At 47.8% G+C, this 12472-nt stretch carries 11 protein-coding genes; 5 read left to right on the top strand and 6 right to left on the bottom strand.

Going from position 1 to position 12472, the window contains the following annotated elements:
• Positions 1 to 263: 263 nt before the first annotated feature.
• Together Q0218_RS10450 and Q0218_RS10445 are read right to left on the bottom strand one after the other, a co-directional pair.
• Positions 264 to 1646 carry a DUF945 family protein gene (locus Q0218_RS10450; RefSeq protein ID WP_297969364.1) on the bottom strand — a complete coding sequence of 461 codons (1383 nt, stop codon included), beginning with the start codon at positions 1644 to 1646 and terminating at the stop codon, positions 264 to 266.
• Between the two features lie 21 nt (positions 1647 to 1667).
• Complete coding sequence (locus Q0218_RS10445) at positions 1668 to 2045, bottom strand: RidA family protein (protein WP_297969362.1); 378 nt, start codon at positions 2043 to 2045, stop codon at positions 1668 to 1670.
• Positions 2046 to 2138: 93 nt separating this feature from the next.
• Here Q0218_RS10445 and Q0218_RS10440 point away from each other — a divergent pair, with 93 nt between their 5' ends.
• Complete coding sequence (locus Q0218_RS10440; RefSeq protein WP_297969360.1) at positions 2139 to 2612, top strand: cysteine permease; 474 nt, start codon at positions 2139 to 2141, stop codon at positions 2610 to 2612.
• 120 nt (positions 2613 to 2732) lie between these two features.
• On the opposite strand, the gene Q0218_RS10435 is transcribed toward Q0218_RS10440, so the two are convergent.
• Complete coding sequence (locus Q0218_RS10435) at positions 2733 to 5795, bottom strand: efflux RND transporter permease subunit (protein ID WP_297969358.1); 3063 nt, start codon at positions 5793 to 5795, stop codon at positions 2733 to 2735.
• Positions 5792 to 7039, bottom strand: coding sequence for an efflux RND transporter periplasmic adaptor subunit (locus Q0218_RS10430; RefSeq protein ID WP_297969356.1), 1248 nt, complete (start codon positions 7037 to 7039; stop codon positions 5792 to 5794). Before Q0218_RS10430 ends, Q0218_RS10435 begins: the two co-directional genes overlap by 4 nt.
• Before the next feature lie 129 nt (positions 7040 to 7168).
• Here Q0218_RS10430 and Q0218_RS10425 point away from each other — a divergent pair, with 129 nt between their 5' ends.
• The 4 genes from Q0218_RS10425 (at position 7169) to Q0218_RS10410 (ending at position 10690) form a co-directional block, all read left to right on the top strand.
• Entirely contained in the window at positions 7169 to 7453 is a 285-nt protein-coding gene (locus Q0218_RS10425) for a helix-turn-helix domain-containing protein (RefSeq protein WP_297969354.1), read from the top strand.
• A gap of 15 nt (positions 7454 to 7468) precedes the next feature.
• Complete coding sequence (locus Q0218_RS10420; RefSeq protein ID WP_297969352.1) at positions 7469 to 7615, top strand: hypothetical protein; 147 nt, start codon at positions 7469 to 7471, stop codon at positions 7613 to 7615.
• Positions 7616 to 8619: 1004 nt separating this feature from the next.
• Positions 8620 to 9672 (top strand): TRAP transporter substrate-binding protein DctP, encoded by a 1053-nt coding sequence (gene dctP / locus Q0218_RS10415; RefSeq protein WP_297969350.1) that lies wholly within the window; start codon positions 8620 to 8622, stop codon positions 9670 to 9672.
• Between the two features lie 226 nt (positions 9673 to 9898).
• Positions 9899 to 10690 (top strand): NYN domain-containing protein, encoded by a 792-nt coding sequence (locus Q0218_RS10410; RefSeq protein ID WP_297969349.1) that lies wholly within the window; start codon positions 9899 to 9901, stop codon positions 10688 to 10690.
• Between the two features lie 38 nt (positions 10691 to 10728).
• Here Q0218_RS10410 and Q0218_RS10405 read toward each other — a convergent pair whose 3' ends face one another.
• Positions 10729 to 11289, bottom strand: a complete 561-nt coding sequence (locus tag Q0218_RS10405; protein ID WP_122862386.1) for a Fe-S-containing hydro-lyase — start codon at positions 11287 to 11289, stop codon at positions 10729 to 10731.
• Positions 11290 to 11298: 9 nt separating this feature from the next.
• Positions 11299 to 12144: a fumarate hydratase gene (locus tag Q0218_RS10400; protein WP_297969348.1), complete on the bottom strand. Its 846-nt coding sequence runs from the start codon at positions 12142 to 12144 to the stop codon at positions 11299 to 11301.
• Between the last annotated feature and the right edge of the window lie 328 nt (positions 12145 to 12472).

Raw genomic sequence — 12472 nt, 5'->3', positions numbered from 1 at the left:
AATTAAATATCCTCAAAAATTAGAGAATAGTTTATTTAACTTAAAATTAAAACTTACGATATTAAAAGAAAAGGCTTTATTAACGTGAAAGTTAAAGGTGGTTTCTCAATTCGTGAGCTGGAATTATACAAGTAGGAGGCTTAAAAATAGCTTAGATAATATTGCGAATTTAAAAAAATTAGGAAAAGATTTTTGGGCGGTATTAAAATTTGAATGAAAATAAAAGCAAGTGCGCAGTTTTACGCCCTTGCCTTTGCTACGGTTTAATTTACCGCCAGGTTAATTATAAATTCTTTAAGCGAAATTTTATCGTTTATCAGCAGATCATCGCTACCTACGTCGTGCTTAAATTTCGCGATCATATACCCGCCATCTTTAGCAAAAAGCGAATTTATGCGCTCCTCAAAAGGCTTAATACCGTTAATCATTTCATTAAAATCCCTATCCGGCATTATCCCTTTATATTCGCTTAAAAACTCCGTTATAGACGCGGCTTGCACTTTTAGCTCGCCGTCAAATTTAACCGCCTTTAGCGCCGTTTCCACGTCCGCGTCGTTTTCTAGCGTTTTGCTTTTGACGCCCAGTCCCGACGCGTCGGCTACGGCGCTAAATTTGATCTCCTTGCCGCCCGGATTTTTAAAGCTAAAATTCTTAAGCTCCAGCACGTAGTTTTCGCTCATTAAAATTTTATAAACCGCCGATTCTTTAGGATCGTTAAGATACATCGCCATAGCAAGCTTGTTTACGTTTCTTTCGTTCATAGCGGCGTTTAGATGAGTTAGGATTTTCTTGCCGTCTATTTCTAGCGCGCCCAGGTTAGCCTCCGTCATCGTATCGAGCAAATTTGCGTTCGCATTTTGCTTAATCTGCGCCAAAAACGCCATATCGGTTATCCTAACGGCTTTTGGAAAATCATAGCTTCTAGCGTTGCTAAAGCTCATTTTGCCGACCTTTATTCCTACTTTAGATATATTTTCGTAGGCGGTTTGCAAATTTACGAACGAAACCAGATCGCTAAAGCTCTTAAAATCGCTAAGCTCGATGAGCATGGATGCGTTTTCCATCGCAAACTTGCCCGAGTCGTCCTTATCGCCGCCGTCAATCTTGCCGACGCCGATTTCTAGGGATTTTATCTTGTTTTCTTTGATCTGGGCTTTTGCAAAAGGCTTTGAGATAACAAGGTCCGAATTTCTCTCGTCTACTTTGATCTCGGCCAAATTTAGCGTTACGTCGCGGGTTTTATCTAAATTTATTAGCACGTCGGCGCTCAAAAACTCGTCCGTGCCGAATATCTTTTTAGCTTCGGCGGCGGCTTCGGGCGTTAGAGCCTTGATATCGCTGTGCGCCTTAAATCCGCTAAAAATCTCGGCAAATCCGTGTTTTAGCGTGGTTTTAGCCTCAAATTTTACCGGATCTTTGCCGTCGGTTAGCTCAAACGTAAGCGTCGCGCGCGAACTAAAGAGCCCCTTGTCGTACTCGTTTTGCGTCACGTTTGCCTTTAGGTCGACAAACGGCAAGCTCAAAGTTTCGCCCGTTAGCCTAGCCACGCCCCTATCGTAGGACTCTTTGGCCTTAGACGAGCCGTAAAACGCGACGCCAAAAACCGCAATCAAAACGACCGCAAGCGCAAATATAACCTTTTTCATTTTTTTCCTTTATTTTAAATTTTACTTCGTCGCCGCGATAAGCTCGATCTCGACCAAACCGCCCTTTGGCAGCGTTTTTACCGCAACCGTGCTGCGAGCGGGATAGGGCTCGTTAAAAAATTCGGCGTAAATTTCGTTTACCGCCGCAAAGTCCGCGATATCGGCTAGAAAAATCGTCGTTTTTACTACGTTTTCAAAGCCGAGCCCCGCTTCGCTCAAAATCGCTTGCAAATTTTGAAGCGATCTTTGCGCCTGCGATTTTACGTCCGAGCCCGCAAATTCGCCGCTAGGAGTCACGCCTAACTGCCCGGAAATAAACAAAAATCCGTTAGCCGCGATCGCTTGCGAATACGGTCCAATCGCTTGCGGGGCATCTTTTGTAGAGATAACCTTTTTCATTTTCGTCCTTTGTAAAAAATTTCGCGAATATTAGCAGTTTAGCGCCGAATTTGCAAATTTAGCTATAATTTCCCGTAAAAAGGCGCTAAAAATATGAAAATCACCCTTGCTCCAAACGAGTTTTTAGACGATTACGTTTTAGGCTGCGAATTTGCGAAAAACGCCGAAATCTCGGGCAACGCGTATCTGTTTTGGAGCGGCGCGATCTGCGCTAAATTTGAAAACTCGCGAATCGTTTTTCTGCATAAAAAAAACATCCCCGCGCGATTTTGCGAGGCGGCCGCGCGCTGCAGCGACCTAGCAGGTCTAACGCTCACGTCGGCGTTTTGCTCGTTTACGACGCTAGCGCCATCGCATCTAGTCGCCAAAAACGGCTCCAAGCTCTATCCGCTTTTTGATCTACGCGAAATTTGCGGGATAAAATTTATAAATTTAAAGAAATTTTACGACGATTTCGGACTTGACTACGGCTATAGAATTTACATAGAAAAGTGCTCGTTTTTCTCGCCCGAACCGCTTGAAAAGCGCATAAAGCTAACCGAAACGATGTGTCTGGGGTATTATTAAACAGCTTAAATTTAGGCTTTTTGGTTTGCAAATTTAGCCAAATTCGGCCGTAAACCCAGGCTCAAATTTAATCCGCGCGGAAAAAAGCGATAAATTTACGCGTCAAATTTAACGAGCTTCCTATCCTGCCGCGTTTTGCTTATCTTGCTGGGTTACGGACGTGAGTTTAGAAAGACGCTTGCCAAGAAACGTTTTCGCATCGTCCACGATAGAATAAACAGTCGGCACGAAAACGAGGCTAAGCAGCGTAGAAACGGCCAGTCCGCAAATCACGGCTACCGACATCGTCGCGCGAAACTCCGCGCCAGAGCCGCTAGCAAACACCGCAGGCGCCATGCCGGCGATCATCGCTATCGTAGTCATCACGATAGGCCGCGCCCTCTCCGCACCCGAGCTTAGCAAAGCCTGCCTAACGCCGCTTCCGCGCAAACGCTTTTCGATGACGAAATCAACGAGCAAGATAGAGTTTTTACCCACGATAGCCATGAGCATCAAGATGCCGATGACGGCGGATAGATCAAGCGCCCCGCCGTAAAGCAACAACCCGCCCGCCGCGCCGCCGATAGAAAGCGGAAGCGCGATAAATATCGTAGCGGGCTGCAAAAAATCGCGAAAAAGCACGACCAAAACCAGCAAAAACATCGTTACGCCAAAGCCCAGCGCGATACCGAACTGCTCAAACATCTCGCTCATATACTCGCTATCGCCGTACTCGGGCGAGACGATACCTGGGGGCAAATTTTTCATCGCAGGCAGCGCGTAAATTTGCTCCAAAACCTCGCCTACGGTAAATCCGGGCTGCAAATCGGCCTCGAGCGCGATCTTACGACGTTTATCAAACCTCTCTATGCTAGCCGCACCCTGCGAATACGAAACTTCTGCCACGCTAGAGAGCGGCACGGCCGTCCCTGTCGAGCTTTGGACGTAAATTTTACGCAAAACTTCAAGATCATTTCTAGCGCCCTCCTCTAGGCTCACGCGGATAGGCACTTGGCGATCCGGCAGGTCAAATTTCGCCGACGCCGCGTCCGTGTCGCCCACGGTAGCGATACGCAGAGCCTCGGCTACGGCTTGGTGGCTCACGCCCAGCCTTGCGGCCTCTTTTTTGATTAAATTTACGCGGATTTCGGGCTTTTGCAAAGGCTCGTTTACTTGAGCGTTTTTCGCGCCCGCCACGTAGCTCATTTGGGATTTTATCAGCGCGGCGGTTTTAGAGAGCGCGTCCGCGTCCTCGCCGGTTAGGATTACCGAGATATCGCGCGCGGCCATATCGTTAGCGAAGGCAAATCTCATATCGCTAAATTTAGCCAGCTCCGCCCGCAGCTCGTCTTCAAACCGCTTTTGCGTAACGGCGCGCTGCTTGTGCGGTTTTAGCGTGATTAGCAGCTCGCCCTTGTGCGTTTCGCCGCCGCCTCCGGCTATAGCAAAAACGGACTGCACGGCCGGATTTTGCTTAACGACGCGGGTTAAATTTATCAGTCTCTCATCGGTCTGCTCTAGCGTAGAACCGGGAGCTAGCGTGATATTTACGCTGCTTCTGCCCGAGTCGCTTTGAGGCAAAAATCCCGTCGGCAAAAGCGGAATTAACGCAAAAGATCCCAGCAGCAGCAAAAAGCCGATAAAAAGCGTAAATTTACGGTGATCTAGCGTAAAATTTAGCAAATTTAGGTAGGCCGCCTTTAGCTTGCTCGCTTCGCGCTCCTCTTTGGCCTCGGGTTTTAGGACGTAGGCTGCTAGCAGCGGAGTGGCTAAACGCGCTACTAAAAGCGAAGCCAAAACCGCCGCCGCGACGGTTATGCCAAACTGCCTAAAGTACTGCCCGATGCCCCCGCCGATAAAACTAACGGGCAAAAATATCGCCACTATCGTTAGCGTAATGGCAACCACCGCAAAGCCGATATCATCAGCCGCGTCTATGGCGGCTTGGTACGGGCGTTTGCCTAGAGCTAGGTGCTTTTTGATATTTTCTATCTCCACGATCGCGTCATCCACGAGTATGCCGATAACTAGCATTAAAGCTAGCAAGGTGATGCCGTTTAGCGTGTAGTCCAGCAGATAAAGCGCTGCAAACGTCGGCAGGATCGAAAGAGGCAGCGATATAGCCGCCACCAGCGTCGCTCTCGCGTCTCGCAAGAAAACAAACACGACCAAAACCGTCAGTATCGCGCCCTCGGCTAGCATCCAGATCGTTTGGTCGTAGCTTTGCTTAGTCTCGTTCGCCGAGGTGTATATCTCATCTATCTTTACTTCTGCATGCTCTGCGGTAAATTTAGCCAGCTCCTCCTCGATCTTTTGCATCACGACCGTGTCGCTGGCGCCTTTTGAGCGAGATACGCTAAATCCCGCCGTCTCCAGCCCGTCCATCCTAGAGCGCGACCTAACCTCGGCGTGCGAGTCCTCTACGCGAGCGATGTCGCCCAGACGGACGCTACCGCCGCCCTCTAGTCGGATGGGGGTACCTGCTAGCTCCTCGATACTCTTTGCGCCGCCCGTTACGCGCAGGCTGTTTTCCGCGCCGTCTAAAACGGTCCTGCCCGCGGGCAAATCGGCGTTATTTTGCGCGAGCTGCTTGTTAATATAAGCCGCATCTATCCTTAGCGAGCTAAGCGCGGCTGGGTCTAAAAGCACCCTAATCTCGCGCGTAACGCCGCCTAGGCGCTTTACTTGTTGCACGCCCGGGATCGCTAGCAGCCGCCTTTTTATCTCGTTATCTATCAGGTGCGATATCTCGCTTTGGTCTAAATTTACGCTTCCTACCGAATAAAACGCGAGCGCCCCGCCCTCGACGTCCACGCGCTCTACTAGCGGCGTATCGATGCCGGCGGGTAGTTCGTCTCTGATCTGCGAGATAGCGTTTCGCACGTCGTTTACGGCCCTATCGACGTCCGTCTCGATGGCAAACTCCACCGTCGTAGCCGAGCTACCCTCGGAGATCGTAGAGCTAACGTGCCTCACGTCCGCCAGCCCGCTCACGGCGTCTTCTATGCGCCTAGTAGTCGAGCTTTCTAGCTGAGTAGGCGACGCGCCGGTCTGCGTGACCGTGACGCTAACGATAGGAAAATTTACGTTTGGGTTTGCGTTTATCGGTAGGCGCAAAAACGACGCTACGCCGCCTAAACTAAGCGCGATAAAAAGCACGATAATAGGGATAGGATGACGGATCGCCCAAGACGAAATTTTCACTCCGTGCCCCTTTGCGCCGCTTCGCCGTCGTTTACAAGCGCGGCGGCTTTTAGCGCGACCTCATCGTCCTCGCTAACGCCTGCTATCACCTGCACTAACCCGTTTGCTCTAAGTCCGATTTGGATTTTTCGCTTCTGCGCCTTGCCGTCTTTTATTAGCGTCGCAAACGCGCCCGCCTCCGTAAACGAAACCGCCTGCGCAGGTAGCGCTAACGCGCTAAATTCGGGCAGGTCGATGACGGCTTTGGCATACGAACCGATAAATTTAGCCCCGCCGTCTAGCGAAATTTTGACCTTGCCTAGGCGCGAGCTCGTATCCACGCTCACGGGCACCAGCCGCACCTTGCCGTTTACGGCCTCTTTTACGCCGTAAATTTGAGCCTGCGCGCTCATATCGACTTTTATCTGCGCAAGCTCCTTGGCGTCCGCGTCCGCAGATAGCTCGATGACGCCGTCTTTTGCGATGTTAAACAAAGCCTCACCGCTAGTTAGCGCGCCGATCTGGGCTTTTTTGGCCGTCACGACGCCGCTAACGGGCGCTATCACGCTAGCTTTGCCGAGCTGATCTTTAGCCTCTGCGATCTGCGCGTCTATCTGCGAAATTTGGGCTTTTACGGAGTTTAGATTCGCTCTGGCGCTTGCTTCTTTCGCGTTTGCTTGTTCGAGTTCCTGCGAGCTGATCGCCTTTTTTGCGGCTAGGTCTTTAGCTCGCTTTAGCGCGGAGCTAGCCTCGCTAAAAGAGGCCTTGGCGGAGTTTAAATTTTGCTTTGCGGCCTCAAGCGCGGCGGTTTGCTGGTCAAATTTCGCTTTTACGCCAGCATTATCTAGCAGGGCTAAAATTTGCCCCTTTTGCACGTTTTCGCCCACTTCGGCTAAGACCTGGGCGATTTGTTGGCCTTGCAGCGCCGAGCCCACGGCAACATCGTCTCTAGCAACTAGCTCGCCGTGCAAATTTAGCTTTGGACTAAATTTTGCGACCTTGGGCGAGACGACCGTGAGTTTTATGGCTTCGTCGTTTTGATTTTGCCTAGCGTCCGAATTTCCGCCGTCTTGGCCGACGTTTGTTTCGCTAGCATCGCCGTCTTTTACGCCCGCTTGAGCCGTTTGCTTGTTTTGCGGTGGCGTTTTTTGCTCCGATTTATTTTCTTGCGCCGATTTATTTTCCTGAGCCGCCGCCGTTTGTTGCGCGGTCAAAACCAGCGCAAACGATAAAAAATACGCTTTTAAAATTTTGCCGAATTTCATAAAATTTTTCCTTGGAATTAGTCTTAAAATTTATCATATTAGCAAAATTTAGGACTAAAAGTCAATCCTAAAACCTTGAAAATATTTTGGGATTTTACTAAAATTCGCCCAAAATAAAAAAGGAAAACGATGTATAACTTTGACGACCTAGGCAAAAAAATCAGCGAGATTAACGAGCGCATAGACGCGCTGATCGCTAAAACGGGGCTTAGCTACAGCGAATTTGCGGTGCTTTACACGCTAGCAAAAGACGGCTGCTCGACGCAAAAAAAGATCAGCGAGGAGTGGGCCATACCAAAGCAAACGGTTTTTAACGTTTGCAAGGATTTTCGCCAAAAAGGGCTAGTGCAGCCAAGCGAGCAAAGCGCTGATAAAAGGGAGCGCGCGATGAGCCTCACGCAAAAGGGGTGCTAGGCGGCAGGCCCTATCGTGCGCGCTAGCGATGAGCTGGGCGAGCGGGTGTTTGCTAGGCTCGGCGAGAAAAATACCGAAAAACTATTTTCGCTGCTGACGCGCTTTTGCGAGATTTGCGATGACGAGATCAAAGACGCGTCCCACCTCAAGACCGAAATTTAAATTTACCGACTTTAAATTTTTTTACGCTCTTTTAAATTCGGCTAAAATCGCGGCTAAATTTAGTAAATTTTTTGCCGCAAAGCGCGGATTTGACGGCAAGACGAGCAAGATTCATCCAAAGCGCCGCGGTAATTTAATCTATAAATTTATACCGGCAGGCGCGAAATCGTAGACTTTTGCCAAAACTTTGTGGCAGACCTCGCGCAAACCAAAGCTAACGGTAAGCCTCGCACAAGATACTCTAGCCAAGCGCGCCCTAACGAAGATTTATCTTGCCGAATTTTTGATACCATCCGTTTTTCGACTTGCCGCTTTCGGCGGTTTAAATTTAGGCCTCAAGTGCGTTTTGAAGCTTAAATTTTACAAATTTCGCCTGGCAAATTTATCAAAAGCCGTCTTGCTAAATCCTACACTTAAATTTTGTTACCGCCTAAACTAAATTTGCCTAAATTTAGGAAAAACGCTTACAAGTACAAACCGTCGCTAAATTTACTCGGCAACGGCGCAAGCGGCCTAAAACATAGGACGATTTACCGAAGCGTTGCGGTAAATTTTGCCTGCAAATTACCGCCGTAAACGCAAGCGGCGCTACTTTGATTTAGCATTTACGGCACACTAAATCGTCAAAATTTAGCCCAAGAGCGCGCTAGCGTATATTTTTACCGCGAGTTTGCATTATTTTATCCAAAAGGCACGGGTAAATTAAACCGTCGATTTTGATTCGTCGCGTCTGGCGGCCTGCAGGTCTTAAGCCTTGTTCGCAGGCCGATTTGCCGACGGCTTAGATAAAATTTGTCAAGCCCTAGCCTAGACATCGCCGTTTTAACGGCAGCGACCGTCAAATTTATCCGCAAATAGTAAAATTTAAATTCCGTAACATTTTATAAATTTATTTACGTTTTTACTCACTTTGTATAGATTTTTGTAACTTAAATTTCAAAATTAATCAGAAAATATAATACAAAGCTCTATAATCGGTAAATTTAAAACCAAAAGGAGAAAAAATGAAACTATTTTCAGCGATGGCTCTGTGCATAGCGATGGCGTTTAGCGCGCAGGCTGCGGAAAAATACAAGATCAAGCTCGCCTCCACCTACGAGAGCAACGTGCCCGTACTAGGCGACGCACCAAAGAAATTTAAAGAGCTCGTAGAAAAGATGAGCGACGGCCGTATCGAGGTTCGCGTCGACTATCCGTCCAAGCACAAGGCGGCGTTTGCGCTGCTTGATATGGTCAAAAGCGCCCAGTACGACGCGGCTTTCACCGCGAGCTACTTTTATAAGGGCAAGGACGCCAAGCTCATGCTCTTTACGACCGTGCCTTTTGGTATGAACAAGGCCGAGCAAGACGCATGGTACGCGTACGGCGGTGGCAAGGAGCTCGCGCAAAAGGTTTTTGGCGAGCAGGGCATCGTGACCTTTCACGGCGGAAATTTCGGCATGCAGATGGGCGGCTGGTTTAAAAAAGAGATCAAGAGCACGGACGATCTAAAGGGACTAAAACTGCGCATGGCGGGGCTTGGCGGCGAGATAATGGCAAAACTGGGAGCTAGCATCAACACCGTCCCGATCGGCGAGCTATACATGGCTATGGAGATGAACACGATCGACGCCGTCGAGTGGGTTTGCCCCGCGATCGATATAAATTTCGGCTTTCAAAAGGTGGCTAAATTTTACTACACCGGCTGGCAGGAGCCCGCGAGCGAAAATGAATTCTACATCAACAAAAAGCTCTGGGACAAGCTACCCGCCGACCTCCAAGCCATCGTAGAAACCGCGACTAAGGCCGTAGCAGCCGACGTCTACGAGTCGGCGGTCTATCAAAACTCGCTGGTCCTTGATAAAATCAAAAGCGAGCACCCGGACGTAAAAATCGTCTCGTTTCCGCCGGAAATCATCGCCGCGCTACGCAAAGCCACGGACGAGATCCTAGACGAGCTCTCAGCCAAAGACGCGACATTTAAGGAGATTTTGGACTCGCAAAAGGCCTTTATGAAAAAGGCTAGGGTCTGGACGCAGATCTCCGAAAACAGCTACATAAACAGCACTACGGAGTGAGGCTCGACCTGGCTTTAGTCGCCAACTTTCACAGCTAAATTTGAGTTCTGAATTTTTATAAAATTTCACTCAAATTTAGCATCAAATTTTACTGCATGTCACTTAAATTTTATAAAATATACACTCGATCCAAAATCCGCAATCGCATATAAAGTATTCATACTTTTTATTCATATTAAAACTTTTCTTGCGTATAATTTTTTAAATTTTAAACAAGGAGTTGCAAGTGGATGAGTTAAACATAAACGAAGCTCAAGACGCCATTTCCAGTATTATCCCATTAATGACAAAAGCCATGGATACATCTATATCGCGTTTGGCTGTATTGATCGACTCGGATAATGTGCCTTACGACAGTATAAGTAAAGTATTAAACGAGCTAGAAAAATATGGAGAAATAACCCTAAAGAGGGCATACGGAGATTTCACGATACAAAATTCAAAACAAGGTTGGAAAAAATTTTGTACAGAAAATGCCATAAATATGATACAAACACCACAATATCGCAAGGGTAAAAATACGACAGATATAACTCTTACCATACAGGCAATGCTAATGCTTGCTTCTAATTTATATGACGGTTTTTGCATAGTATCTAGCGATAGCGACTTTACTCCGCTGGCAATGGTGTTAAGGGAGTACAACAAAAAGGTCTATATAGCTGGCAATAGCCAAACTCCAGAAGCCCTAAGGAAAGCTTGCAATAAATTTATTCCTCTTGAAGACAGCAAAGATAATAGACCAACAGAACGAGTCAATCCATCATTACCAATAGATTTCTCAGAACACTTGTGCAAAATATTTGAAAAATCAGAGGATGGCTGGCTACCTGCATCCACTCTTGGTAAAAAAATAAAAGATGAGGGCTTAGATTATCAAACAATTCATCCTAAAATAAGATACAAATCTTTTAACGATTTTATAGAAAAAAATCCAGATATTTTTGAATATAATATGAGAGAAAATGGCAAAGATCCGTCAAATAACAAAAATATGTATGTTAGGCTCAAGGCCTAAAAATCGGTCACGCACGATGACGCAACCGATTAAAATTTTTATATTTTTTTATACGGAGCCTGTCCGACTTCGTAGAAGTTATTGCCCTCGCTATCTATCGCTACGATAGCCGGGAAATCCTCAACCGTAAGCCTCGCGACCGCCTCAGGGCCAAGCTCTGGGTAGGCTAGCACTTCGTACTTTTTGATACTTTGGCTGATTAGTGCGCCCGCACCCCCGATAGCGACCATATAGACGCAGCCTGATTTTTTCATCGCTTCGACGACGGCGTCGCTACGATATCCTTTGCCGATCATGCCGTTGATGCCTACTTCGTTTATCATCGTCGGAGTGTATTTGTCCATGCGTCCGCTAGTAGTCGGTCCCGCAGCGCCTATTACGTCGCCCGGTTTTGCGGGGCTCGGTCCTAGGTAGTAGATCGTCTCGCCGGCTAAATTTACGGGCAAGGCCTCGCCGCGAGCCAAAGTCTCGGTTAGCGCCTTGTGCGCGGCGTCGCGGGCTGCGATTATAGTACCGCTTATTAGTACGTTATCGCCGGCTTTTAGGCTTTTTACGACCTCTTTGTCAAACGGCGCGGTTATCTTTTTTACTTCTGACATCTTTTCTCCTTAAATTTCAGCTTCGGCGTGGCGAGCGGCGTGGCAGTTGATGTTGATAGCTACCGGCAGGCCCGCAATGTGGGTCGGATACCACTCGATGTTTACTTTTACCGCGGTCGTGTCGCCGCCTAGACCTTGCGGTCCGACGCCCGTTTTACAGGCGAGCTCTAGCAGCTCCTCTTCTAGTTTGGCGTACCTAGGGTCTGGGTTTTTGCTGTCTGCGTCGCGAGCGGCTGCGTATTTTGCCATTAGCGCGGCCTTATCCATCGTGCCACCTATGCCTACGCCAATCACCATCGGAGGACAGGCGTTTGGACCCGCTAGCTTAACGGCATCTAGAAATACCTTTTTCACGCCCTCTAGGCCGTCTGCGGGTACTAGCATCTTTAGAGCCGATTTGTTCTCGCTACCAAAGCCTTTTGGAGCCACTTTTATATGGATTTTATCGCCCCTTACTATCCTTACGTTTATGACGGCGGGGGTGTTATTGGTCGTGTTTTTACGCTCAAAGATCGGGTCGTTTACGACTGATTTGCGCAGGTAGCCGCCCACGTAGCCGTCTTTTACGCCCTCGTTTATCGCGTCTTCCAAAAATCCGCCCTCGATATGTACGTCTTGTCCGAGATCGACGAACACGACCGCCATGCCCGTGTCTTGGCAGATCGGCGCGATGCCCTTTTGGGCTAGATCGGCATTTTGGAGCACCTTGCCTAGGATGTCTTTGCCTATAGGCGAGCTCTCGTTTTTTCTAGCTTTTTCAAAAGCCGCTCTCATATCGGGCGTCACGACGTAACAGGCCTGCTTGCAAAGCTCGCTTACGGTTTTGGAGATCGTTTCTGCTTGAACTACTCTCATCTGTCCTCCTGTGTTAAATTTGTTTTATAAATTTCAAAATGTAGAATTTAAATTTTATATTTTATTAAATTTCGTGAAGTTTATCAAAATAAGCTAAAAAGTTAGATTAAATTTGCGGATTTTGAGAGAGTCTGAGAGAAAAATCGGCTGAAATTTAGCAAGGCAAATTTAAATTTATGCTTTCTGCAAAAAATTAACGGCAACGCCGCAAGACTCGGCCAAACGGCGATAAATTTAGCGCAAATGCCGCAAACTAAAATTTGACGAAACGGCTTAAATTTGAGCCGATTTCGCAAGTGAGGCAACGTTTTTAAATTTAGAGTCGTTA

Origin of the sequence: uncultured Campylobacter sp. (genome assembly GCF_938039245.1) — a bacterium.
Taxonomy (GTDB): Bacteria; Campylobacterota; Campylobacteria; order Campylobacterales; family Campylobacteraceae; genus Campylobacter_A.
Note: the sequence above shows the minus strand (reverse complement) of the source record. Positions and strands in the feature narration are given on the sequence as shown.